Raw genomic sequence first — 25289 nt, forward strand, 5'->3', positions numbered from 1 at the left:
CCAGTCAGTGGATCCGGCGGATGAAGACACTCGCAACCGCCGTGGCCAGGAGCAGCAAGGCAGCGATCAGCAAGCTCGTCTGCATGCCACGCACGAACCCGGCAGGGCCCACCAACAGTGCGCCGAACACCGCCACCCCCACGGCCCCGCCGAGTTGCCTGAAGGTGTTGAACACGGCGCTGGCCGTGCCTGAGCGTTGAGCCGGGACACTGTCCAGGACATGCGCGGTGACCGGGGGCATGGCCAAGGCGCCGCCGACTCCGATGGGCACAAGCAGGATGGTCACGGCCAGCAGTGAGCCCATCGGAGCGGCCAGGAGCATCCCCACCAGCCCGGCAACCATCAGCAACTGCCCAAGGACGGCGGGAAAGCGCGGTCCCCTGTGGGCAGCCATGCGCCCGGCGGCAACGTTGCTCAACGCGATGAGCACGGATGCCGGCAGGAACGCCAGGCCCGCAAGCAGCGGTGGGAGACCCAGGTGCTGCTGCAGGAACAGGCTGATGACAAACACCATTCCGTACCAGCCCACCATGAAGCTGAACCCCACGGACAGCGCGATCCTCAGCCCGGAGGACCGGAACAGATCCAGAGGCATCATTGGATTCCGTCCCCGGGCCTGGGCGATGAGGAACACCGCGATCGCCAGGACGGCACCTGCCAGGGAGAGCAACACTTGCGGTGCCCCGAAGCCCAGGACCCCTCCCTCTATCAGCCCGAAAATCAGCGCCCCCACTCCGACCAGGGCGGCTATTTGGCCGATCCAGTCAAACGTCGCCGGCCTCACCGGCGACGCTGGGACCTTCGCCAGCAGTACGACGGCGACCACGCCCACCGGGACGTTGATCAGGAACACCAGCCGCCAATCGATCGTGGTCAGCAGACCACCGAGCGCAGGGCCTGCAGCAGCAGCAACCGCTCCGCCCAAGGCCCAAACACCGATTGCCCGGGAGCGTTGGATTGCGTCCGGAAAGGCCTCGCGGATCAACGCCATCGCAGGCGGCAGCATCAGTGACGCAGCAGCGCCCTGCACGAACCTGGCCGCGATCAGCACCCGCAAGGCCGGGGCGAGGGCGCAGGCAGCCGAAGCTACGACGAAGAGCAACAGCCCCAGAGTGAAAGCACGCTTGGCTCCGATCCGGTCCGAGAGGTTGCCAGCAAACAGCAGCAGTGACGCAAACATGAGCGTGTAGCCATCTACGATCCATTGCTGCCCGGCCGTGCCGCCGCCAAGTTGGGAGCCGATGGAGGCCAGAGCAACGTTGACGATCAATGCGTCGAGCGTGATGACGAAAAAGCCGAGCATGGACACCGCCAAGGCGAATCGGCTGGAACGGGGCTGCGCACGGGTCTCGGCTTGGTCCGAGGGGATGCTGGTTGAGGTCACTTATCAAGGACACCGCACCTGGCCTCGGCGTGGGAGAGTCCGTTGATACAGGGTCCGGCAGTACCTCCCTTATTCCTTTCGCTCGGGCTTTCCTTCGCCAAGGGCGTCACGGCCCGGCGCGACCTGGCAGCGGCAGCGGCCCGGCACGGCACGGCACGGCAGCAAGCTTCCCCTTCTCACCCCGAGCGAGCGGTGGTTCAGCAGGACAACAAGGTGTTGACCTACGTCACAAAATCGGCAAGAATCGTTCAGACCAGAAGATCTTAGTACTAAGATAATTGGTACTAAGAAATTTCTCATCAAGTCACGTTGGACTAGTCCCTTGTGCTTGGCCAACCTCGACCCGACAGGAAAAGCACGGATGCCGAAGACTCTCCTTGCATCGCTTGCACTTGCGAGCGCCATGGGCTTGACACTTGTGGCTTGCGGTCAACCGGCCGGCCCGGGCAGTGGTGCAGCCCAGACCAGGACCGATCCTGAGGACCTGCTTCTGGATATCCACGCCAAGCTGGGTGTCACCGTTCTGGTGGTCACGCACGACATTGACGAAAGCATCTACTTGGCCGACCACGTCATCGCCCTCTCCGCTCCCCCGAGCACGGTGGCAGAAACGGTGGAAGTGGATCTTCCGAGGCCGCGGGACCAGATCACCACCAAACAGGATCCCCGGTTCGTGGAACTCCGCGCCCACGTCACTTCATTGCTCCGTAGCCACTGACCGGACAAACGACGTGACCACCACCCTTTACTGCATCACGATGGACGGAAATCGAACATGAAACCCGAAGGCACATCCGTTTCCCTGGCAGCTCCCCCAGTTCCGGCGACGCCGGTTCCGGCGCCTCCAGCTCCGGCGACGCCGGTTCCGGCGCCTCCAGTTCCGGCGCCTCCAGCTCCGGCGACGCCCGATGAAATCTACGTCGGCGGCCAGTGGCGGCAGGGCAACGGGGACCTGATCGAATCTGTGGATCCCGCCACAGGGAGGATCTTCGCAACGCTGCATGGCGCCACCGTGGACGACGTCGACCACGCAGTCCAGGCCGGCATGGAGGCCGTCCGACGCAGTGGCTGGGCTGAAATGCTCCCCCACGAGCGCGCGGCAGTGCTGCATCGGATCAGCGATGCCATCCTGGCCAACGCCGACACGATCGCCGCATTGCAAACCCTGGACACAGGAAAGACGCTCTCCGAAACCCGTGCCCTGGCAGTGAGCGCCGCTGGTACCTTCCGGTTTACCGCAGCTGCATTGGAGACCTTGGAGGATGCGCTCACGCCGGCGCGCGGCAACTATGTCAGCATTTCCACCTACGAGCCTGTGGGCGTGGTGGGCGCCATCACCCCGTGGAACTCCCCCATCGCCAGCGACGCTCAAAAGGTGGCTCCGGCCCTCGCTGCGGGCAACGCAGTGGTCATCAAGCCTCCCGTTTGGGCGCCTTGGGTTTCGCTGTTGCTGGCTCGCATTTGTGACGACGCCGGCCTGCCGCCCGGTCTGCTCTCAGTCCTGCCGGGCCCTGGAAGGACAGTGGGCGACGCCTTGGCGCGCCACCCTCAGGTAGGCAAGATTTCCTTCACAGGCGGCACGTCCACTGGCAGGACCCTGGGCCGCGTTGCCGCAGACAAAATCATGCCGATCACCTTGGAACTCGGCGGCAAGTCTCCCACCATCGTTTTCCCGGACGCAGATCTTGACCAAGCGGTGGCAGGCATCCTCTACGGTATCTTTTCCTCCACCGGCCAGAGTTGCATTGCCGGTTCACGGGTCTTCATTCAGCGCTCGATCTTCGAGGACGTGCTCAGCAGGCTTGTTGAGGGGGCAAAGAATCTCCGGGTGGGGCCGGGTACCGACCCGAGCACGCAGGTGGGGCCCATGATTACCCACGCACACCGGGATACCGTCGCCGCCATGGTGGACGACGCACGCCGGGACGGCGCACAGGTTTTGTGCGGTGGGGGTCCGCCGGCAGACGAGCACCTGCAGGCCGGCGCCTACTACCTCCCCACCATATTGAGCGGCGTCAGGAATTCCGACGCCATTTGCCAGGAAGAGATCTTCGGGCCAGTGGCTGTCATCCTGCCGTTCGACGACGAGTCCAGCCTTGTCAGCGAAGCAAACGACACCGTGTTCGGGCTGGCCTGCGGAATCTGGACCAACGATTATCGCCGCGCATGGCGCACCGCCAAAGCCATCCAGGCCGGAACGGTGTGGATCAACACGTACAAACAATTCAGCATCTCCACGCCCTTCAGCGGAAACAAGGAGAGCGGGCTCGGCGTCGAGAAGGGCCGTGAGGGCATTCGTTCCTACATGCGCCAAAAGAGCATCTACCTTGACCTGTCCGGCACCCCTCTTGGTTGGGCCGGCAGCCAACCCGCAGTTTGATGACCATGAAAGGCAGTTCCGTGAGCAGCAGCCCCGCAGTCCGCACCTTGCGCGTCCAGCAGAAGCGCTGGGAGGCCGACGGCGTCACCAGCCTGACGTTGACCGATCCGGCCGGCACTCCACTTCCGCAATGGGTACCCGGTGCGCACTTGAGCCTTAGATTGCCCAACGGACTCACCAGGGAGTACTCACTGTGCTCAGACCCGGATAGTTCCTCATCGTGGACAGTTGCGGTGCTTCGCACACCCGATTCCCGTGGCGGCAGCAGGTTCGTCCACGATGACCTCCCTGTCGGTTCACTGCTGGAGGTGGAGGGACCCCGCACCAATTTCGCCTTGGAGAAAGCGAGTGGCTACGTGCTGGTCGCCGGAGGCGTGGGGATTACGCCCATCATCGCGATGGTCCGGCAATTGGAAAAAGAGGGTGCGGACTGGTCGCTCCTCTACACCGGACGGTCCAGGGCCACCATGGCTTTCTTGGCGGAGATTTCGCAGATGCCGCAGGAACGGGTGACGATCCATGCGGATGACGAAGCCAACGGAAATTTTCCTGACATCGCTGGAGCTGTGGGATCCCTTCCCTCCAGCGCGCTGGTCTACGTATGCGGACCTGAACCTTTGATGAAAGCCGTGGAATCGGCCATGGAAGACCCTTCGCGGCTACGCCTGGAACGCTTCAAGGCGCCTGTACCTGCAGCAGCCCCGGCAGGAGAAGACACCGGCTTCGAGGTCGTTTGCCAAAGCAGCGGCCAGCGGATTGTTGTTGGTCCCACCATTTCGGTGCTGGATGCGCTGAACCAAGCAGGCATCGACGTTCCGAGTTCCTGTACCGAGGGAATCTGCGGTACGTGCGAAGTTGGCGTGGTGGAAGGCGACGTCGACCACAGGGACTTCCTCCTCAGCCCCGCTGAACAGGCCGAGAACAAGTCGATGTTCGTTTGCGTTTCCCGCTGCCGCTCAACGCAACTCGTTCTGAACCTCTGAACCCCTGAAAGTCTCTTTTTCCCTACCACCTGGAAGGTTTGCCATGGCATTCTTCGCCTCTGAGCCGGTCTGCAAGCTCCGATCCCTGCGGTCGGTTTCCCTCAAAGTCCCCAAGACTGTGGCCGCCAAGGATTTTTACCACGAAGTCTGGGGGCTCTCCACCGTCGAAGAGGACGGAAACAGGTTCTGGCTGCGGGGAACCGGATCCGACCACCACATCCTGCGTTTGGAGCAAGCGGAACAGAACGGACTTGGCTCAATTTCGTTCGCTCTCGCCACTCCCCAGGATGTGGACCTGGCTGCAGTGAAACTCGCGGCCTTGGGGATCCCACTCTTCCGGGAACCCGGCCCACTGGACGACGCAGCGGCCGGCTACGGCTTGCAACTGGTCGACCCTGAGGGCCGGCTCTTGGAGCTCTCTGCCAACGTCCACGCGGTGGTGTCCCAAGAGCCGGCCGGCCGACGCGCTCTGCCCAAGAAGATCGCCCACGTGGTGCTGAACACCGTGGACATCGATCGTGCCACAGACTTCTACACCCAAGTGCTTGGCATGCGTGTTTCAGACTGGTCCGAGCATCAGATGGCCTTCCTTCGCTGCAACTCCGAGCACCACGTCATTGCTTTCAACCAAGCTCCCTGGACCTCGGTCAACCATGTGGCCTACGAGATGCAGAGCATTGACCACTTCATGCGCGGCATCGGCAGCCTCAAATCACACGGCATCGCCCCGCAATGGGGTCCGGGCCGGCATGGGCCAGGAGACAACACCTTCTCCTACTTCACCGACCCCAACAACCTCGTGTGCGAGTACACCTCCGAAGTTGCGCAGGTGGATGAGGACAGCTGGCTGTGCCGCACATGGAAGCGCACGCCCGAACTCTCCGATCAATGGGGAACTGCCGGTCCGCCAACCGTTTCCGTCCGCAGCGCGATGGCCGGCATCGCGGACCGCGGCTACCGCGACTTGGTGCGGCCGGACTCCGACGACTACTTCCTGACCGCGGAGGCACTCCATGTTGAAGCCCACTAGCGACGTGTCCGGGACTGCCGTAGTGAACCGGACGCAGGATAGTCCTGCTCCCGCTGAGCGCTGGATGTCTTCCACAGGCGTATCGGTTGAAATCCGTGGATCCGGAACACCGGTTTTGATGATGCATGGAATCGGCGGCAGTGCGAACTCCTGCGGCTTGCTCGCGGAACGGCTGAGCAACCACGGTTACCGCACCTTTGCTTGGGATGCCCCGGGTTATGGGCAGTCCACCGACGCATCGGTGGAGGAGGACCACGCCGACATTGCCGCAGCGTTGCTATCAGAACTCGGCATTGGCCCTGTCCATGTTTTCGGCACCTCGTGGGGAGGCGTGATCGGCGCCCAACTTGCGGCTCGGCATCCCGAACTGGTCAGTTCACTGGTGTTGGCCAGCAGCACGCGGGGCTCATGCATCACGCGGGAGTCCGCCGACAGAATGCTCAAGCGCATCCGGGAACTGAAGGACGCAGGGCCCACGGCATTTGCCGCCCGACGATTCCGCCGCCTCGTATCACCGGTCACTACTGTTCAGATCGCCGAGGCCGTCCGCGCCGATATGGCCTCGGTCCGGCTGCCTGGCTACTCGGCCGCCGCGCGAATGATGGCCCGAACCAACAACACCGTGGTGCTGACCGCCCTGAACGTTCCGTGCCTGGTGGTGGTGGGGAGGGACGACTTCGTCACCGGAGTGGAAGAGTCCCGGTTCGTGGCCAAGCTCGTTCCTGGCGCCCGCTTCGAGATCCTTGAGGATGCGGGGCACGCAGCCTTGCAGGAGCAACCGGAAATGATGGCCGAGACCATTCTCGATTTCTGGGGAGACAAGAAATGACCCCGATTGTGGTAGTAAGCGGGTCCGGCAGAGGACTCGGGTTCAGCATTGCCGAACGGCTGGCAGCGAACGGCGCCCATGTAGTGCTTGCAGAGAAGAATCCGGAGCTGGCCGCAGCTGCGCTGGAGTCGCTGCGCTCCCAGGGTTTGAAAGCCAGCGCCGTCATCACTGACATCGCCGACAAGACCTCCGTAGCTGCCTTGGCTGAGGCAGTCAGCAACCTTGGCGGTGCCGATGCTTTGGTCAACAATGCCGCACTTGCCGACGGCGTAGGCGGAGACGCGTTCTGGGAACTCGACGAATCCTCTTTCCATAAAGTCATGACCGTCAACGCATACGGAACCTGGCTGATGAGTAAGTACTTCTACCCACAGCTGGCGCAGAGCACTTCCGGTTCCATAGTGAACATTGCTTCGGACGCCGCCCTCTACGGCTCTCCCCGTTTGGTGCACTACGTAGGATCCAAAGGCGCGGTTCTTTCAATGACGAGGACCATGGCACGGGATGCCGGACCGGCCGGCGTGAGGGTCAACGCCGTCTCACCGGGCCTGACCCGTGTGGAGGCAACCGCAACGGTCCCGGCCACGCGATTCCAACTGTACGAGGACACCCGAGTGTTGAAGCGGGACCCCGTTCCCGACGATGTGGCTGGCGTGGTGGAGTTCCTGATCTCTGATGCGGCTGCCTTTATCACCGGCCAAAACATCGTGGTCGATGGCGGCTTCGTCATGAGCCCATGACGCGGCTTATCACCAGACCAGGCTTGAACGACAAAAAGGAGTGCCCATGGACCTGCAATTAAGAGACCGGACAGTTGTGGTGACCGGAGCCAGCTCCGGAGTAGGACTTGCCACAGCACGGATCCTGCTCGGTGAAGGCGCACGCGTAGCGGCTTGTGCCCGGGATCTGGACAGGCTGACCAACGCCTTTAAGGAATTCGGGGCGGACCCCGAATTCCTTCACCTCGCCGCATGCGACGTCACCAACCAGAACGCCACGGACGCCTTCATCGACAGTACGCTGAAGCGGTTCGGCGCGGTGGACGGGCTGGTCTGCAATGCTGGGCGCTCCCTGATGGCCACTTTGGAGGACACCAGCGATCAGCAGGTGCGCGACGAATTCGAACTCAAGATTTTCGGTGCGTGGAACATCATCCGCTCCGCTCGTCCCGCCCTCGCAAGGGCGGCAGCACGGGCCGTTGCCGCAACGGCCGGCCGAGCAACGGCCGGCCAAGCAACGGCAACCGGCCACGCGCCGTCGTCGCCCTCTGCCCAAAGTTCCGCCTCCATAGTGAACGTGAACGCGATCCTTTCCAGGCAACCGGAACTTCGCCTTGCCGCCACGTCAGCTGCGCGGGCCGGACTTCTCAACCTGACCCACTCAATCGCGGAGGACCTGGCTGTGGACGGGATCCGGGTGAACTCGGTATTGCTCGGCCTGATCGACACGGGCCAATGGCGGCGCCGGTTCGAGAATGCCGGCACGGACCTTGGATACGAAGCATGGAGCGCCGAGATCGCCAAGGACCGGGGCATCGGCTTGGGCAGGTTCGGTACTGCGGAGGAGGTTGCGTTCCACATCGTCACCCTGCTTTCCCCGTTGAGCGGCTACACCACCGGAACCTCCGTGGAAGTCGGCGGCGGCGTCAACCGGTACGTCTGACCAACAACTCAAGATACGAAAGAGAAGTCGATGGCACAGCAAGAATCAACCGAAAGTCCCAAGGGGCCAACCGGCGGCGACGTACTGGTCCGGGTGATGCGCCGGCACGGAGTGGACACCGCATTCGGCGTCATCAGTATCCACAACCTGCCGCTCGTGGAAGCCGTGGACAGGGAACTCAGGTTCGTCCCGATGCGCCACGAAGCCGCGGCCGTCAACGCGGCCGACGCCTACGCTCGCGCCACCGGAAAGTTTGGTGTGGCGCTGACCAGCACCGGCACAGGAGCGGGCAACGCCGCAGGCTCCATGGTGGAAGCGTTGACGGCCGGAAGCCGGGTCCTGCACATCACGGGACAGATCGACAGCGAATTCCTTGGCGGGAATCGCGGTGTCATCCACGAAGTTCCCCGCCAGTTGCAGATGCTCGACGCCGTGTCCGGTTATGCCCGCACGATTTTCAACTGCAAGGACGTTGAGGCTGATCTTGAGGAGGCGATTGCGCATCTGCAGGCACTCCCCCATACGCCGTCAAGCATCGAATGGCCCATCGATCTGCAGTATCTGGCCCGTCCTGATCAGCAGCGGGCCATCGAAGTCGGTGTGCGGACCCCTCCTACGGCGGATCCTGATGCCCTCGCCGAGGCGGTTGCGCTTTTGGCCAAGGCTGAACGTCCGCTGATCTGGGTTGGCGGTGGCGCTGCTGGTGCCGGTGAGGCCTTGGGCGCCCTCGTCCAGGGCTTGGGCGCTGGATTGCTGACCAGCAATTCCGGCCGTGGAATCGTCCCGGAGGACCACCCCCTGGTGATCGGCAACTTCGCCTCAACGCCGGATGTTGGCGCACTTCTCGCCGAGGCCGACCTGTTCCTGAGCATCGGAACACACTTCCGCTCCAACGAAACCAAGCACTATCACCTGGCGCTACCCACTCCCCACGTACAACTCGACCTCGAGGCCGACGCGATCGGTCGCGCCTATCCCGCCGACATTGGACTCGTGGGAGACGCGCGGACCATCCTGGACCACATCAACAGCCACCTTGGCTTTCCGGAGCACTCTTTGCAGGAACATGGAACGCCCGCCGCTGGGGAATGGGTAGACAGGGTCCGTGAGACGCGGGCGGCCGTGCGGGACAAGCTCACCAGCTACATCGGCGGTTATGCAGAGATTTGCGAAAGCGTGCGCCGACGATTCCCCCGAGACTCCGTTATTGCCCGCGACGTGACCATCCCTTCCAGCCAGTGGGGAAACCGGCTGCTCCCCATCTATTCACGGGAAACGAACATCTTTCCCGTCGGCGGCGGCATTGGCCAAGGACTGGCAATGGGGATCGGTGCCGCCTGCGGCCGGCCGGATGTCCCCACCGCGGTAATAGTCGGCGACGGCGGCCTGGCAGTCCATCTTGGAGAACTCGCCTCACTGGCCGGTACCGACGCTTGGTGCGTGGTCCTGCTCTTCAACGACGGCGGCTACGGCGTTCTCCGCAACCTGCAGGAGGCCAACGGCTTTGGGCGTGCAGGCGTGGATCTTTGGACGCCCGACTTCGAACTCCTCTCCCGTTCAGTCAACCTGCCGTTCTGGAGGGTGGAGAGCCCTGGGACATTCGACGTCGCCTTGGAACAGGCGCTCGCCCTCCGAGGTCCGGCCGTCATTGAAGTGGATGTCACTGCCCTGCTCCCTCAACCGGGCCCGTTCGTTCCGCCGGTCCATATTCCGCAACCAGCAAGCATGGAGGTCTAGGTGGAAACCACAACATCCAGTGAACGTGGCCCCGGTCCAGCACGCAGCTCCGGCCTGGAACATCCCAAAGCCAGTCATTCTGTAGTTTGCCTGCATGGTTCAGCGGATGCCGATTCCTGGTTCTCTGACCAACTCCTGGATTTCGGGGCTTGGGCTTGGGACGGCAGCAACCACCTTGGTGGTCAACCGGCCAGCGCGGCAGAAAGCCGGGAATGGGCAGCATCGGCGGCATCTGCCCTGGTCGAGGCCGAGACCGGCCCGGTTCATGTGATCGCTACGGGTTCTTCGGCGCTCGGGGCGATCGCGTTGGGTGCAAGCCGACCGGAATTGGTCAAGAGCCTCATTCTGGGAGACCCGGAGGTCGACCCGGCAGATGTAGCCTACGCATCCCTGCTACGCGACGTTCGCGCACCGACTCTTGTGATCGCGGCCGCTCCTGCGTTTGATACCGACATCTCGAAACCGCAGAGTGTGGCGGGCGGAATCAAGAACGGGGTGTTTGTGATCATCGACAACTGCCATGTGCCGGCCCACCGCAACCGTCCGGCTTCGTTCAACGAGTGGGCCAAGTCTTTTATCAACATCGCTGAGGGCCTCCATGCCTTCACCCGACCCGAAGAGGATGGAAATGTCTGAACTGTATCTGGATCCGGCCCAATCGCGGCTGGGGAAACCGGTTAGTCCTTACGAGAAGAAGCTCTCCGGTGCCTTGGCCGAAATATTCAGCCAAGGCACACACCACCTCACTGGAGTCATTGTGGGCCTCAACAACCTGGGACTCAATGCGCCCGATGGCGCCCCCTGGGATGAACCCCGATTCCTTGCCGAAATGCGACGACTAGGAGAATAAGCCATGGCACCCACAACAGAGACAACCACTGAACAGGCAACGCCCCCAGCGCCAAACCCGGCGCCCGGCCCAACACCCAGCCCGGCATCGCGGCCGGTTGGAAAGAAGAAGTACGCAGTGGGCGTTCGACACCAGCTGGATGCCGCAGAGCTGGCCGCAACGGGCCTCCGGGACCGCTGGTATCCGATCATTCCCTCGCGCTTTGTGGGGACCGGGTCCATGGTCAAGGTCAAGCGCCTGAACGTCGACTGGCTGCTGTTCCGCGACGCGTTGGGCCAGGTCCGCATGCTTGAGGACCGTTGCCCACACCGCAGCGCTCCCCTGTCCGTCGGCCAGCACCTTGGCGACCGCATTGCCTGCAAATATCACGGTGTGCAGGTGGATGGAACAGGGAAGGTGGTTTCGGTACCGGGCATGCCCGGGTGCGCTTTGGAAGGCAAGACGGCGACAGTCTCGCTTGCCGTAGTCGAGGCAGCGGACATGGTCTTCGCTTTCATGCCGCTCACTGACGATTCCGAGGTGCCGCCGTTCAAACTGCCGGATCGTTTGTCCGATCCCGCGGTCTCCTGGTTCTCCAACTATGCCGAGTGGAGGGGTCCATGGCGCTTTTACATGGACAACGTTCTGGATCCGATGCACGGAGCCTTCCTCCACCGGGAGTCACACTCAATGTCCGGAGGCGATACCACTGCACGATTCCGTATTCGGGAAACGGACCGGGGCTTCTTCTTCGAGAAGACGGACCAGCGCGGGGTCAATTTCGACTGGGTGGAGTTCTGCCGGGAAGACATGGACTACGTGGACTTGGAGATTCCGTATGCGGAGTCGGCCGGCCCCGGTGGCGTGTTTGGCATCGTCGGAATGTCCACCCCGATTGACGCGCAGACCTCCGCCGTCTTCCATTGGCGCACACGGCGCGTTTCCGGCTGGGAGCGGGACGTTTGGCGATTCATGTACAAGGCAACGTTGGAGGAAAAGCACTGGGTTGTCCTGGAACAGGACCGTGAAGTTCTTGAGGCCTTGGCCGCCGACGCCGATCGCGAAGAGAACCTCTACCAGCATGACTTGGGCGTGGCCAGGATCCGCAGGATCTACCAGGCCGATGCACAGGAGCAAGCGGCCAAGCTTGACGCTCTATAACTGAAGGCAGCGTTCCCTCTGGAGAAGTGGGTCCATTGAAATTCCGGTGGACCCACTTCCCTGTGTTGGCACGGCAAGGGGTTACGCTTGGGCTGACTTGAAAGATTCTTCCCACCAACCTTTCTTAGGCTGGGAAAGTCAGCGTTAAGTTAGTTTGGTCAACGGTCAACCGGACATGAGAGCGAATCACAGTGGGGAAACAACCAGAAACAACCGATGCAGTAGACAGTATTCTCGACGACTGGGCACGGGAGCGGCCGGAGTTGGATGCCGGAACCATCGGCGTTTTCGGTCGCGTGGCGCGAATCATCATCAAGCAGCGCGCCATTGAGAACGCGGTCTTTGAGAAGCATGGACTCACACTGGCATCCTTTGACGTGCTCGCCAACCTGCGCCGCTCCGGTGAGCCGCATCGCAAGACGGCCGGGGAACTCGCCAGTTCGTCCATGCTGACCACAGGCGGGATCACGTTCCGACTTGACCGCATGGAAGAGCAGAACCTGATCGAACGCGTACGAACCAAGACGGATCGGCGCGTGGTCTACGCCCAGCTCACCCCACACGGCAAGAAGGTCATCGATTCCATCTTCGCCGAGCACCTTGACACGCAACACCAAATGCTTGAAGGACTGACCTCCAAAGAGATCAGTCAGCTCAGCCTGCTCCTGAAGAAGGTTTCCGCGTCGATCGACCAGTTCGAGGCCGGGCACCCTTCGCTCACCATCGGCGAGGAAACCACTAAAGCCACGGGAGATCCTGCCTGATTCATCGGCTGCATGCTTCCGGAACACAAACATCGGTGTCGGCGCTGACACCAGAAAGTGAAACAGGAATGACAGTAATGACGTCGCACCGCATTGGCATTATCGGATATGGCGCGATCGGCGCACGTGTAGCCGAGGACATTGCCGCGGGTAAGGTCTTCGGCGCCGAGCTGGCTGGCATCATCAGCCGCAGGGCCGCCGCAACGGGAGGCTCCGCCGTCGAACATCCTGGCCCCAACCTGACGCTGGAGATGGCCCTGGAGCGCTGTGACCTGATTGTCGAGTGTGCCGGGCAGCAGGCCGTTGCCGACTACGCCGAAACGATTCTCAGCGCCGGCGTCGATTTCCTCATAACGTCCATCGGCGCTCTCGCAGACCACGACCTGGCGGAACGGCTGCATGCCTGCGGGCCCGGCCGGTTGTTCATGACCTCGGGCGCGGTGGGCGGCCTCGACCTGCTGGGGGCGGGCGCCCGTGAGGCAGCGTTCACCTCGGTGCTGGTGTCCACCACCAAGCTTCCGGAAACCCTGGTGCAAAGCTGGATGGACACAACAGAGGTACAACGCATCCGCGAGACCGACGGCCCCTTGCAGGTCTTCCTCGGTTCAGCCAAGGATGCCGCACAACTTTTTCCCCGTTCGCTCAATGTCGCTGCCGCTGTGGCCGAGGCCGTAGGGAACTGGGACAGCGTCCAGGTACGGCTCACCGCGGACCCGGCCGCCACGCTGACATCCCATGTCATAGAAGCGTCGGGTCCCAGCGGCGAGTACAAGTTCGAAATCCGCAACAATCCAAGCCCGGACAACCCTCGGACCAGCGGGATCGTTCCATTTGCCGTACTTCGGTCCTTGGAAGCAGCCCTCGGCGAGCGCGGCGGACTGGTCTAGACGTACGACGGCGAATGGCGCCTTAGTCACTCGTCAACCTCACGCGGAGGTGCTTTTGCCTGCGCCTTCTGCGGTCTGCTTCAGTGTTGCGTTCCACTGCGGGTAGCCGGCCGCCGTCGTCAGCATGCCCCAGACTGTGGCGGGACCGGGCGTCAAGGTTTTCGGCCTCCACTGGGGCGAGCGGCCGCACGGAGGTTTGAGGCGTGTCAGGGGCGGGCCAGGAAGGACTCGACTTTTCCGGGATCACGCTCGACGACGGGTTCCAAGACCTCGTCAATTCGGGCCATGAGTTCGGAATCCAGCTTGACGCCCGAAGCCGTGGCGTTGTCTACCAACTGCTCCGGCCGTGATGCCCCGACGATCGCCGCGGATACGTTGCTGTTCTGCAACACCCAAGCCACCGCGAGGGCGGCCATGGATAGCCCGGCCTCCTTGGCAAGTGGTTGCAGAGCCTGGACTCTCTCCAATACTCCCGGACGCATGAACTTGTGGTCGTCCTTCAGGGATCCGTCCTCGGTGGTGAAGCGTGAAGCATTGGGCGCACTCTGGCCGGGAACGTACTTTCCCGTCAGGACTCCCTGAGCCAAGGGAGACCAACAGATCTGCCCCAGGCCCAACTCTTCGCTGGTAGGAACGACTTCCTCTTCGACGACACGCCACAGCATTGAGTACTGGGGCTGGTTCGAAATCAGTCCAACACCGAGCTCGTTGGCCAGTTTGGCCCCGGCGCGAATCTCGTCCGGAGTCCACTCGGACACCCCGATATAGAGAGCCTTGCCCGCGCGGACGATGTCGGCGAAGGCCTGCATCGTCTCCTCGAGCGGAGTTTCATAGTCGTAGCGGTGAGCCTGATACAGGTCAACGTAGTCCGTGCCAAGCCTGCGCAACGAGCTGTCGATTGACTCCATCACATGTTTGCGCGAGAGCCCTCGATCATTCTTTCCCTCTCCCGTGGGGAAATAGACCTTGGTGAAGATCTCAAGGCCTTCGCGGCGAACGCCCCGAAGGGCCTCGCCCAACGCCGACTCAGCACGAGTCCCGGCGTAGGCATCGGCAGTGTCGAACGTGGTGATTCCCAGATCCAATGCCTGGCGCACGCAGGACGTTGCGGCATCCTGATCGATCTGCTCGCCGTGCGTGACCCAGTTGCCGTAAGCCAGTTCGCTGATGTACATGCCGGAGGCACCGAGCTTGCGATATTCCATGGGTTCAAATCCTGTTCGATAGGTGGGCTGCTTAGGCGAGTGGGGTGGCTGTTTGCCGACCTCGCAACGGACGTGGCGGCGCCGTACTGCCGCGAACAATGAGCTGCGCGGTCAGCACAAGATCCGGCTCCGCACCGGCGTCGGACGTGATCAAAGCCAGCAGGCGGCGCGCGGTTTCGGACCCCTGCAGGGCGACCGAATGGTCCATGGTGGTGAGGTCAAGGATCTCGGCCAGCTCGTGGTTATCGAATCCAATGACGGACATGTCGCCTGGAACCTCGATTCCGGCCGCCTTGAGCGTGCGCAGCACCCCGAAGGCCATCTCGTCGGAAGCAACGAACACCGCAGTGGGAGGTACCTCCGCGCAAAGCAGCCGGGCCATGGCCGCCGATCCGCCATTCGCGGAATTCTCCTCGTGGACCTCATGCTCTTGAACTCGGTCAAAACCTGCTTCGGCAAGGGCATCGCGGTAGCCCCTCAAGCGGCTGGCCGGTGGGACACCCCCAAGCGTGCTGTCCGCCGCCTGACGGATCCCGATGAACGCGATGCGTTCATGCCCCAGGTTTAGCAAGTGCCTTACGGCGGCACGGCCGGCTGTCTGGTCGTCCACCCTCACACCTGAGCCGCCTGGCGCTTCAGACCCCAGGACGGAAACCGGCAGGTTCTGCGCCGCAAGGGTGGCGAGCTCCTCCGGAGTCGGCTGCAATGCGAAGATCAGAACTCCGTCGGCCCGTCCAGTGAGGCTGGATCCAGCGAAAAAACGCTCACGCGCACGCGTGTCCGCCACTTCGTACAACAGCACGTCAAAACCAGCCTCGCGAAGCACGCGGCCCGCCGACGCCAGCACCTGCCCAAAGAACCACTTGGACAGATTGGGAGTGACGATCGCGATTGCCCCCGTTCTGCCAGTGGCCAAGCGGGAGCCGGCCAGCGACGGAACGTAACCGATATCCCGAGCGATATCCTGCACGCGCTTGCGTGTTTCCAGCGAAACGCCTGGAACGTTGCGCAGCGCCCTTGAAACGGTTGAAACTGAGACTCCAGCGAGTTCGGCGACTGCATCGACTGTTGATGACATGAGAGCCACGGTAGTGAATGCCTCTCGTTAACGCAAGCGCTTGCGAAGCACTGAAATGATGCAGTCGCTGCTGTTTGGACTCATGAGAAAAGGGCCCCACCCACCGCATCCAACCGGGCCATAGGCTTGAAAGCAGCGGGGACGCATCACGACACGGCCGTTCTCCTCTCGGATCAGGCCAAGAGCCCCTACCGGACGGTGGAATGGCGTTCAGATCGCTGGTGCATGTCGCTGATGGATCGGGTTTGCCCATTCTGATCTTTCCCGAGCCACCCTTGGAGGATGAGCACGAGCGCAGCCCCCGACAGCAACCCATCGGCTATTCCGGCAGGCAGCAGGAAGATCATCAGGACCAGCGTGACTATGCAATTGATGAGTGAGAGCGCAAGTCCCCACAAGCGGTCTCTCCAGAGTGCAACGCCGCCAATCACACGGAGTATGGCAAACACTCCGCTCATGGCCATCATGAGATAGAGACTGTCTTGCAGATATGGCAACGCGAATATCTCAGCGTTCTCAGTTATGACGTCTTGGGTGACACCGGTGGCCAGAAGCACAACGAGCCCAACGACTACAAGGCCCTCCATAAGGACACCCTGTGCCAGGAGCAATCCCGCAGCGACGCGGAGCTTTCGGGTGGACCGCGGCTGCTTCAGCATGGTGTAAACATATCAGCGGCGCTTTCAGGGTGCCCTATGCACCCGGCCGTCCCGGCACAGGAAGTGAGGCGATTCGAGCGCAATGCACGGTCGACCTCCCGCAGCGGTTCCTTCGCTGCCGCGCCGCAGGAATGCAAACCGGCGTCCTCACCCTGGCGCCTCAAGCGCGTGGACATCCATGGGAGGTCAGCCGACCGTTTCCGGCGACCGCGGCCTTCTTCGACGGCGGCCACGAAGCCAACGCTCGGCGCTTGCCATGGCGCGCGTCGCCGTAGCCCAGTAGGCCACGCCCACGGCCAGCGAGGCAAGGACGGCGAACCCTTTGTCCCCATCCACCAGCAACGGGTAAACCAGCCAGTGAGTCACATACACGTACAGCGACGACGTGGCCAGCAGCGCTGTGATCCGATGCAGTCCGCGGGGCACGGGCAGCGTGGGGATCCAGAGCAGAATGAGGAACCCAACCAGGATGGTTGCGCTGCGGTACTCGTCCGAAAACGAACCGGGAATCGTCAGCAAAGCCAAAACAGTCACGACGGCGCGCTGCCGGACACTGCTGGAGGCTGCGGCCGCCCAGCCCAGGGCAAAGAGCCACAGCACGGGCCCTTGTCCGGGGTAGGGCAGTTCAATGACGTCGAAGCGCTGCAGCAGATCCACGCCGGCCAGTGCCAGAGGGAAGCCCCACGGCCACCTGCGCTGGGCACGGTGGAAGGCCGGTATTGCAAGCAGCAACGACAAGCCAAGCAAAGTGTGGACCAGCACTTCAATGAACCAGAAGCGGGACATGTCCGTCCACCCTTGCGGTCCTAAAAGCGAGTTCAGCAGGAACACGTTTTGCCAGCCATAATCGTCCGTGAGTGCGAACGCGACGGCGATCACGGCGACGCTTGGAAGCACAATTCGGGCCACGGCGCGCAATTGCCTCAGCAACCGTTCCTTTCGGGCGCCGGACAACTGGAAGCGGGCAAAGTTATAGCCTGCCAGCGCCATCAACACGTGCGCTGTTCCCTCCCAGGAGAAGAACTTGAAGTGCGTCGAGACAATGAAGACGATCGCCACAGCGCGCAGCACAATACCCGTCTCCATGCGGGCGAACAGCCGTCCCTGCCATTTACTGACCCTCTCCTTCACGTTGGTAGCTGGGCGGGAGGGATGATCAGCAGACAGGGGAGCTGGTGTGAGCTCGCAAACGGGCATCAGATGCCAGCCTCGGGGAAGGTATCCGAGCGCGCGCTCCAAGCGGACGGAAGCAGCCACGTAAGACAGCGAGTCACCACCCAAGGAAACAAACGTGTCGGAGTCGTTGACGTCTTGGCGTTCCAAGACGTCCTCGAAGATCTCCCTCGCGGTATCCGTCGACGGTTCTGTACCCGTGGCGTCCGCTGCCGAAGCCTGCAGTTGCCGAGCGGGATCCGGCACAACGTACATGGCCAAGACCGCGGGATAGTCAGGTTTCCCGCTGCCGAGCCGCGGGATCTCAGGCACAGAATGCAGTTGCACGGCGGCCCGTGGCACACCCAAATCCTGCGCCAAGGTCTTGGCCACGAGTGCAAGATCATGATCGCCTTCGACTGCTGCCACTACGATGTCGTCGGAGCCAGCCGCAGCGGCGGCGGTCAACCCCAGATCCGCAAGAAGTCGCTCGACTCGTCCCAGATCAATCCGAAGCCCAACGATCTTCACGAAACGGCTCCGTCGGCCCACGATTTCATAAAGTCCCCCGGGGCCGCACTTGGCAAGATCGCCCGTGTGCAGTTCGGTGACTACCCGGCCAAGAGCCAGGTCCTCAGACCGTTCAGCGTAGCCGAGCATGACGTTGGGTCCGGTGTACACAAGCTCGCAGTCATCCAAGCCCGGAACCGGTTCCAGCCGGAATGATCCTCCGGGTACGGGTACTCCGATGGCGTGCGGATTCTCTGCTGCCTGGTCGGGAGGCAAGTAGGCCATGCGGGCAGTGGCCTCCGTCTGCCCGTACATGACAAAAAGGTCCCAGCCGCGCTCCTGGCCCAATTCGGCATAAGAACGGACACGGTCCGGGGCCAGACGACCTCCGGCCTGCGTGATGTAGCGCAGGCTCGGAAGGTCCATGCGCTCAAATCCCACTCGATCCAGGAGATCAAACGTGTAAGGAACGGCGGCAAACGACGTCACGTCCTCAGAGCGGACCATATCCCAGAAGCACGGGTCCACTACCGAAAGATCGGTCAAGGCCAGAGAGGCGCCCACCAGCAGGTGGCTGTTGACCACGCTCATCCCGTAGCAGTACGAGAGAGGAAGCGTGGTTGCCGCGGTGTCGCTGGGACGCAAATGGAGGTACTCGGCAATGGCAGCCGCGTTGGCTTGGACGGATGCGGCAGAGAGACGAACGAGTTTTGGCGATCCGGTGGACCCGGAGGTACTCACCAATAGAGCGAGTTCCGGGTGCAAGTCATGCCTCGGTTCCTGGTGCCGCACTTCCAGCACTGATTCGCCCTGGGCTGCGCGGGCCACGATGTCCGGGTCATAGGCAGAGATGAGAGCCTCCACGGCGTGGCCACCGCCAGTGGGAAGGATCAGCAAAGGATGCCCGGAGGCAAACGCGGCGAGATAGACCGTTAGCGAAGACAGCGTGTTCTCGGCCTCCAGCGCAATGAGGCGACGGGCCGGCCCGAAAGAAAGGGCCATGTCTTCCACACGGCGCGCGAGTTCGCGATAGCTCACTGAGCGGTGGTTGACCCTGATGGCGGTCCGGTCTCCGAAGGTGGCCAGATTGGCGGCGAACGAAATTCCGGCCAAATCTGGCTGAATAGTCACGCCAGAAAGGCTAGAAGGTAAACCTAACCTAACTCAAATGGATTATGCAGATGACATGAAAAAGTCGTCGTTGCTACTCGCCCACCGGAAATGCCACAGCTTCACCAACAACACGAAGGCACAGCTCGGTGCCCGGCTTCGTAATGGAGGCGTTCCAATGCCGGATGGTGATAACTTCGCCGCCGCCCGGGTACCGGTGGCCGTTTTTTCCGCTGCTGCCGTCCGGTGCTGTGTAGGGACCGAGCTTGATCCGGACTGTAGTCTCCGGTCCGAAATAGTCGGTGTCCACCACGACGCCGCGGATTGGACCGTCGGGCGCGATCCTGATCTGCTCGGGGCGAAGCATGAGTTGCACTTTCCCTTGCACCGGAGGCCGCCGCACCGGAATGCCGCCCAGCGAGCATGTGGCGAGGGATCCTTCCATCCATGCATCCAGGATGACGGCTTCGCCCAGGAATTCTGCCGTGGCGCGGTCTGCGGGGCGGGTATAAACGACGAAGGGGTTGCCGATCTGGGCCAAGCGTCCCCCGCGCATGATCGCCACTTGGTCAGCGAAAGACAGCGCTTCGCCTTGATCGTGGGTAACCAGGATGGTGGTTACGCCTGCTTCGTTGAGTACTTTGGCAACTGCCCTGCGGGTAGCAACCCGAAGCCCGGCGTCCAGGGCCGAGAAGGGTTCGTCCAGCAGCATCAGTTCGGGTTCGCGTGCCAGCGCCCTGGCCAAAGCGACCCGTTGCTGCTGGCCTCCGGACAGTTCGTGAGGGCGGCGCTGGGCCATCGCAGCATCCAACGACACCATCTCCAGCAATTCCTGGACCCGCGCACGAACGGCGCGTCGGCCACCGTCGAGCTTTCCGGCGTCCAAACCGAATGCGATGTTCTGCCCGACCGTCAAGTGCGGGAACAATGCGCCGTCCTGGGCGACGTAACCGATGTGACGCTTGTGCGCAGGAACCCTGGTTACATCACCGCTCACATGTGAGCCACTCAAGTGGATCGAGCCGCTGGCCGGATCCTCGAATCCGGCAATGACCCGCAGCAGCGTTGTCTTACCGGAACCCGAAGGACCCACAATGGCGGTTGTTCCGCCCTTCTCCACGGACAGGTCAACGCCCTTCAACACAGCCTGTGAGCCGAAGTTTTTGGTAACGCCGACCACCGAGAGATGCGAATTGATGGTGGACGCAACTGACGGGGCAACACTGGGCACCGGGAGCCTGGAAGGGGATTGTTCGGTCACTGTCCGGCTACTTTCTTGGACTGTTGGAAGAGCAGGTAAGTCATGGGGGCGGAGATGAGAATCATGAGCAAGGCGTAGGGCGCTGCGCCTGCGTAGTCGATCTCGCTGCTTTTGTTCCAGAACTCGGTGGCTAGGGTACGGGTCCCGTTCGGCGAAAGCAGCAACGTGGCGGTGAGTTCGTTGACGATGGCCAGGAACACCAGGGCCGCTCCCCCAGCGGCTGCCGGGGCCGTGAGACGCAAAGTCACTTTGATGAAGGACACGATGGGTGCCTTGCCCAAGGACTGGGCCGCTTCGTCGAGTTCTTTGGGGGCTTGGGCCAGTCCGGAACGGAGGTTGACCAAAGCCCGGGGCAGGAAGAGCAGGACGTAGGCGGCAATCAACACCGCTGCAGTTTGATAGACACCCGGAACAACCCGGATGCTGACGGTCACAAAGGCCAGGCCAACCACGATGCCGGGCAGGGAACTCGTCACGTAGTTTGAGAGCTCAAGCATTTTGCTGAACCAACTCGGACGTCGAACAGCGAGGTAGGCCATCGGAAAGGCGACCAACGTTGTAACGGCTGCACCTATGGTCCCGTACATCAAGGTCTGCAGCAGCGCCGGAATGAATTCGTCGGCAGCCCAGACGCCAGCGCCGCCTGCCACGACCCAGCGCAGAACCACCCAGACCGGGAGGCCGAATGCCAGGACGGACAGCGCCAAGAGTCCGAGATGCGCGGGCAATTGATATCCGCCGAGGGCGAGGCGCGTGGCTTTGGCCTGCGCGCCGGACCCGATGCGGGCATAGCGGGCCGTGCCTCGACTCTTCACTTCGGCCATCAGCAGGATGAGGCACAGAAGGACCAGGACACTGGCCAACATGTTGCCGGCGGTGCCGTTGAACGTCGACTGGAACTGGACCATGATCGCCGTCGTGAACGTATCGAAGCGGATCATGGCGAAGGCGCCGTACTCCGACAACAGGTGCAGGGCCACCAAGAGCGCGCCACCCGACATGGCAATGCGAAGCTGCGGCAGGACCACACGGAAGAAGACAGCCCACGGGCCGAGTCCCAGGGAGGCTGCTGACTGCTCGATCGCGGGGTCAAGACGGCCCAAGGTGGCGGCCGCCGGAATGTAGACGAGCGGGAAATACGAGAGCGTGGCAATCAGCACACCGGACCAGATTCCCTCCAAAGAAGGTACGGCCGAAACCCAGGAATAGCTATTGACGAAGGCCGGGATGGCCAAGGGCGCTGCCAATGCCACTGCCCACCAGCGGTGTCCCCGAAGCTGGGTGCGCTCCACCAGCCAAGCACCGCCAACACCCAGAATCAGGCACAGCGGTACCGTGAAGACCACCAGCATGATGGTGTTCAGCAGGAGCTCACCAACGCGGGGCCTGACAATAAGTTCGACGGCGGTATCCCAGCCTGTTGCTGCCGTCATGTAGACGACGTAGCCCAGCGGGACGAGGGAAAACACTGCGATCAAGATGGCCAGGATCGCCACAGTAGAAACGCCGAAAGGCGGGCGAGGGCGTTTGCCCTTGCCCGCCGTCGCCGTGCTCCCTTTGCTTTGCGAGCCGGGAGCCGATAGATCAGTGGTCACAGAACTACAGCAGTCCTGCCTTGGTCATCAGCTCGGTGACCTTGGTGGAGTTCAGCTTGGCCGGATCCACGGCGGGAGCCTGCAGTTCCTTGATCGGAACAAGCTTGGAGTTGGCCTCAACCTGCGAGGCGATGGCGTACTCGAACGACGTGCCGTTCTTGAGGACCTCCTGGCCCTGCTTACCGGTGACGAACTTCAGGAAGGCCTGGGCGTCGGCTGCCTTCTTGGAGGACTTCAGGACACCACCGCCGGAAACGGACAGGAATGCGCCCGGGTCCTGGTTCTTGAAGAAGTACGGCGTGACGTTCTTGGAGTTCTCGCCGGTCTTGGCCTGGTCGCCGTAGTAGTAGTAGTGGTAGATCAGTGCGGCATCGACTTCACCGGCATTGACTGCCTTCATGGCCGTGCTGTTGCCCTTGTAGGCCTTGAAGTTCTCCTTCATGCCGTTGAGCCAGGCTTCAGTGGCGGCTTCGCCCTTGAGTTCGAGCAGAGCGGCAACGATCGCCTGGAAGTCAGCGCCGGACGGCGAAGCTGCCCACTTGCCCTTCCATTCGGGGTTGGCCAGGTCAAGCATCGACTTGGGCAACTGGTCTTCGGTCAGCTTGGCCTTGTCGTAGACCAGGACGGTGGAGCGGGCAGCGATGCCGGTCCATTTGCCCGTGGACGGACGGAACTCCGCAGGAACCTGGTCAAGAGTGGCCTTGTCGACGTCCGCGAACAAACCGGCGTTCTCGACCTGCGCCATTGCAGGAGAGTTCTCGGTGAGGAAAACGTCGGCCGGGGAGGCTGCGCCTTCCTGGACAATCTGGTTGGACAGTTCGGTGTCCGAGCCCTGGCGGATGGTGACCTTGATGCCGGTCTCCTTGGTGAAGGCGTCCACCCATTCCTTGGTCAGGGAGTCATGCTGGGCGTTGTACACCGTGATGCCATCGCCCGAAGCGGCGGATTCGCTTGCAGCGGGCGCGGTGCCGGCGTTGGAACCACAGGCCGCGAGGCCGAGGGCTGCGGTGGCTGCCAGTGCGATTCCGGCCAGCGCGTTCTTGCGGAGCTTCATGAGGGCTACTTTCTTGGAAGATCGAAAAAATTGGGGACTATCTCCACCGAGAACTTTAGGTTAGCCATGCCTAAGCTGCCAACGCCGTATGGCTTCACGTGACGGGCATCATGTTTGTTACGTGCCAAGATTCGTCCTTGGGGTCCTGGTCTGGGTTCAGCCAGGTTCCTGCGTAGACCGGGTTCCGGGGCCCTGAACAATGGAGCGCGCCACCACGATCTTTGTGGCCTCCAGCTACCGGCCTGTTGGTGTGCCTGGGTTCAATCCGGCGCGCAAGGCCTGCCTCAGGACCTCCGGGGATGGCAGCCCCTTCATGCCGTTCGCGGACAAGTAAACACGGCAGCTCAACGCAGGCTGAACGTCTGAAGGGAAGAGATCCCGGCCATTTTCAACGAATGAAGGCGAGCCACGGAACCCCAGCTCGGAAGCTTCAGTATCCGAGGTCAGGACCCGGAGCCTCACGGGCGCGTTCTGCCCCTCCTCGGCCAAGATGCGCCGGAAGAGCTCCATCGCGCGGTCCGTGTTCGGACAGCCCTCAATGACTTGGAGTTCGTAGCGGTCCACCATCAGTCCTTGGACGCCAAAGGCAATGAACCATGCCGCTGCCCCTCGGCCGGACCGCATTCCGCGCAGCAGGCATCGGCATTTGGTTCGGCAGCAATCTCTTCTGCGTGGGGAACGGTGCAGCAGATATCGCCTCGCCACGCGTTGACGCCCTCGCGGACGGCGATCGCGGCAATAACGAGGGCTGCTCCGGCGTCGGCCCACCACCAACCCAACGTGCTGTTAAGAACCAGGCCCAGCAGCAGGACCGCTGAGAGGTAAGTGCACAGCAAGGTCTGTTTGGAGTCGGCTACAGCCGTCTTGGACCCGAGTTCCCGGCCGGTCCGCCGCTGCATCCAGGACAGGACCGGCATGATGGCCAGACTCAGTGCGGCGATCACGATGCCTGGTGTGGAGTGCCGGGCTTCGCCCCCGCCGGTCACGGAACGAATCGCATCCACAGCAACGAAGGCGGCCAGCGCGAAGAAGGATACGGCGATGATCCGCAGCGTCAGGTGTTCACGACGTTCCGGTTCCTTGGCCGAAAACTGCCAGGAAAGGGCGACGGCAGACGCCACCTCGATCACGGAGTCCAGGCCGAATCCAATCAAGGCAGACGAGTCTGCGATGCCTCCCGCCCAGAGTGCGGCGACGGCTTCGATGACGTTGTAGGTGATGGTTGCGGCAGCGAACAGCCGGATGCGTCGGGTCAAAATGGTCCGCCGAACGGGACTCAGCCCAAGCGTCAACATCGTCATGCCAGGCATTCCCCGTCAGGTGAGCAGCACGCTGGATCAACGGCCAAGACAACGCCGAGCAAGTCTGTAATGGCGTGGCCCAGCTTCGCATCAGCGAGCTCGTACCTGGTCCGGCGCCCGTCCGGCACCGCCACCACGAGACCGCAACCGCGAAGGCACGTCAGGTGATTGGACATGCTTTGCCGGGATACGCCCAAGGCATCCGCGAGCTCAGATGGATAGGCTGGCGCTTCGGAGAGCGAGAGCAGAATTCTGGCCCTGGTGGGATCCGAGACGGCGTACCCGAACCTGGCAAGCACCGGGGCATGGGTGAGGGTTTGCATGCACCCAGAGTACATCCGACGGTGTACTCAAGCAATCGAAGGCATGCGTCATTTGAACCCTCTGCGCGCCCAGAGGCCACTGAGGAACCACGTGGCGCCTGCGCTCATGAGCAGAAATCCAATCACGCCAAGGATGATGACCTGACTCATGATCCCGGTGATAATCATTGCGAAGCCAGCTACTGCCGCTAGAACACTCAAAACAGTCCGGACGCCCATACCGCGGGGTTTTCCCAACTTCAATTCAAGGTCGAGATCCGGATCGGCGATGGCGAGCTCGTGTTCGAGCTGCTCAAGACGCCTGCGCTCTTCTTCCGACAAGGCCATCGGAATCTTTCCTCACCTGCATTAGGGCCGGAACACCGCATCGGCCTTGTTGGCCGAAGCTCCAACCA

General features: G+C 62.3%; 25 protein-coding genes. 13 read left to right on the forward strand and 12 right to left on the reverse strand.

Annotated elements, in window-relative coordinates; all coding sequences use genetic code 11:
- Positions 1-4: 4 nt before the first annotated feature.
- Positions 5-1384 (reverse strand): MFS transporter, encoded by a 1380-nt coding sequence (locus ACIQC5_RS13595; protein ID WP_400283033.1) that lies wholly within the window; start codon positions 1382-1384, stop codon positions 5-7.
- Positions 1385-1745: 361 nt separating this feature from the next.
- Here ACIQC5_RS13595 and ACIQC5_RS13600 point away from each other — a divergent pair, with 361 nt between their 5' ends.
- From ACIQC5_RS13600 to ACIQC5_RS13660, 13 genes are all read left to right on the forward strand, one after another.
- The gene (locus ACIQC5_RS13600) at positions 1746-2102 is read left to right on the forward strand and encodes a hypothetical protein (protein WP_400283036.1); all 357 of its coding nucleotides are present in this window, start codon (positions 1746-1748) and stop codon (positions 2100-2102) included.
- A 57-nt stretch (positions 2103-2159) separates the two neighbouring features.
- Positions 2160-3764, forward strand: a complete 1605-nt coding sequence (locus ACIQC5_RS13605) for an aldehyde dehydrogenase (RefSeq protein WP_400283039.1) — start codon at positions 2160-2162, stop codon at positions 3762-3764.
- Between the two features lie 20 nt (positions 3765-3784).
- Entirely contained in the window at positions 3785-4747 is a 963-nt protein-coding gene (locus ACIQC5_RS13610; protein WP_400283041.1) for a PDR/VanB family oxidoreductase, read from the forward strand.
- Positions 4748-4790: 43 nt separating this feature from the next.
- A complete protein-coding gene (locus tag ACIQC5_RS13615) occupies positions 4791-5777 on the forward strand; it encodes a VOC family protein (RefSeq protein ID WP_400283044.1) in 987 nt (328 codons plus the stop codon).
- Positions 5761-6606, forward strand: a complete 846-nt coding sequence (locus ACIQC5_RS13620; protein ID WP_400283047.1) for an alpha/beta fold hydrolase — start codon at positions 5761-5763, stop codon at positions 6604-6606. Before ACIQC5_RS13615 ends, ACIQC5_RS13620 begins: the two co-directional genes overlap by 17 nt.
- A complete protein-coding gene (locus ACIQC5_RS13625) occupies positions 6603-7346 on the forward strand; it encodes an SDR family oxidoreductase (protein WP_400283050.1) in 744 nt (247 codons plus the stop codon). The genes ACIQC5_RS13620 and ACIQC5_RS13625 overlap by 4 nt, the downstream gene beginning before the upstream one ends.
- Before the next feature lie 46 nt (positions 7347-7392).
- Positions 7393-8268 carry an SDR family oxidoreductase gene (locus ACIQC5_RS13630; protein WP_400283053.1) on the forward strand — a complete coding sequence of 292 codons (876 nt, stop codon included), beginning with the start codon at positions 7393-7395 and terminating at the stop codon, positions 8266-8268.
- A gap of 30 nt (positions 8269-8298) precedes the next feature.
- On the forward strand, positions 8299-10005 hold the full coding sequence (locus ACIQC5_RS13635) for a thiamine pyrophosphate-binding protein (RefSeq protein WP_400283056.1): 1707 nt from the start codon (positions 8299-8301) through the stop codon (positions 10003-10005).
- Complete coding sequence (locus ACIQC5_RS13640; protein ID WP_400283059.1) at positions 10006-10641, forward strand: alpha/beta fold hydrolase; 636 nt, start codon at positions 10006-10008, stop codon at positions 10639-10641.
- On the forward strand, positions 10634-10855 hold the full coding sequence (locus tag ACIQC5_RS13645; protein ID WP_400283062.1) for a recombinase-like helix-turn-helix domain-containing protein: 222 nt from the start codon (positions 10634-10636) through the stop codon (positions 10853-10855). The genes ACIQC5_RS13640 and ACIQC5_RS13645 overlap by 8 nt, the downstream gene beginning before the upstream one ends.
- Before the next feature lie 3 nt (positions 10856-10858).
- Positions 10859-11995 carry a Rieske 2Fe-2S domain-containing protein gene (locus ACIQC5_RS13650; RefSeq protein ID WP_400283065.1) on the forward strand — a complete coding sequence of 379 codons (1137 nt, stop codon included), beginning with the start codon at positions 10859-10861 and terminating at the stop codon, positions 11993-11995.
- A 191-nt stretch (positions 11996-12186) separates the two neighbouring features.
- Positions 12187-12759, forward strand: a complete 573-nt coding sequence (locus tag ACIQC5_RS13655; RefSeq protein WP_400283068.1) for a MarR family winged helix-turn-helix transcriptional regulator — start codon at positions 12187-12189, stop codon at positions 12757-12759.
- Positions 12760-12836: 77 nt separating this feature from the next.
- Positions 12837-13646 (forward strand): aspartate dehydrogenase domain-containing protein, encoded by an 810-nt coding sequence (locus tag ACIQC5_RS13660; RefSeq protein ID WP_400283071.1) that lies wholly within the window; start codon positions 12837-12839, stop codon positions 13644-13646.
- A 206-nt stretch (positions 13647-13852) separates the two neighbouring features.
- On the opposite strand, the gene ACIQC5_RS13665 is transcribed toward ACIQC5_RS13660, so the two are convergent.
- From ACIQC5_RS13665 to ACIQC5_RS13715, 11 genes are all read right to left on the reverse strand, one after another.
- The gene (locus ACIQC5_RS13665) at positions 13853-14851 is read right to left on the reverse strand and encodes an aldo/keto reductase family protein (RefSeq protein WP_400283073.1); all 999 of its coding nucleotides are present in this window, start codon (positions 14849-14851) and stop codon (positions 13853-13855) included.
- Positions 14852-14882: 31 nt separating this feature from the next.
- Positions 14883-15929 carry a LacI family DNA-binding transcriptional regulator gene (locus tag ACIQC5_RS13670; protein WP_400283076.1) on the reverse strand — a complete coding sequence of 349 codons (1047 nt, stop codon included), beginning with the start codon at positions 15927-15929 and terminating at the stop codon, positions 14883-14885.
- Positions 15930-16117: 188 nt separating this feature from the next.
- The gene (locus tag ACIQC5_RS13675; RefSeq protein ID WP_400283079.1) at positions 16118-16588 is read right to left on the reverse strand and encodes a hypothetical protein; all 471 of its coding nucleotides are present in this window, start codon (positions 16586-16588) and stop codon (positions 16118-16120) included.
- A gap of 186 nt (positions 16589-16774) precedes the next feature.
- Complete coding sequence (locus ACIQC5_RS13680) at positions 16775-19381, reverse strand: AMP-binding protein (protein WP_400283082.1); 2607 nt, start codon at positions 19379-19381, stop codon at positions 16775-16777.
- Between the two features lie 73 nt (positions 19382-19454).
- On the reverse strand, positions 19455-20621 hold the full coding sequence (locus ACIQC5_RS13685; protein ID WP_400283085.1) for an ABC transporter ATP-binding protein: 1167 nt from the start codon (positions 20619-20621) through the stop codon (positions 19455-19457).
- Positions 20618-22216, reverse strand: a complete 1599-nt coding sequence (locus tag ACIQC5_RS13690; RefSeq protein ID WP_400283087.1) for an ABC transporter permease — start codon at positions 22214-22216, stop codon at positions 20618-20620. The genes ACIQC5_RS13685 and ACIQC5_RS13690 overlap by 4 nt, the downstream gene beginning before the upstream one ends.
- Before the next feature lie 4 nt (positions 22217-22220).
- Positions 22221-23270, reverse strand: coding sequence for an iron ABC transporter substrate-binding protein (locus ACIQC5_RS13695; RefSeq protein WP_400283090.1), 1050 nt, complete (start codon positions 23268-23270; stop codon positions 22221-22223).
- 234 nt (positions 23271-23504) lie between these two features.
- A complete protein-coding gene (locus ACIQC5_RS13700; RefSeq protein ID WP_400283093.1) occupies positions 23505-23837 on the reverse strand; it encodes a hypothetical protein in 333 nt (110 codons plus the stop codon).
- On the reverse strand, positions 23837-24571 hold the full coding sequence (locus tag ACIQC5_RS13705; RefSeq protein WP_400283096.1) for a cation transporter: 735 nt from the start codon (positions 24569-24571) through the stop codon (positions 23837-23839). Before ACIQC5_RS13705 ends, ACIQC5_RS13700 begins: the two co-directional genes overlap by 1 nt.
- Positions 24568-24894 carry an ArsR/SmtB family transcription factor gene (locus tag ACIQC5_RS13710; protein WP_400283098.1) on the reverse strand — a complete coding sequence of 109 codons (327 nt, stop codon included), beginning with the start codon at positions 24892-24894 and terminating at the stop codon, positions 24568-24570. Before ACIQC5_RS13710 ends, ACIQC5_RS13705 begins: the two co-directional genes overlap by 4 nt.
- 48 nt (positions 24895-24942) lie before the next feature.
- The gene (locus ACIQC5_RS13715; RefSeq protein WP_400283101.1) at positions 24943-25221 is read right to left on the reverse strand and encodes a DUF3040 domain-containing protein; all 279 of its coding nucleotides are present in this window, start codon (positions 25219-25221) and stop codon (positions 24943-24945) included.
- Positions 25222-25289: the final 68 nt, after the last annotated feature.

This window comes from Paenarthrobacter sp. NPDC092416 (assembly GCF_044755025.1).
Classification (GTDB): domain Bacteria; phylum Actinomycetota; class Actinomycetes; order Actinomycetales; family Micrococcaceae; genus Arthrobacter.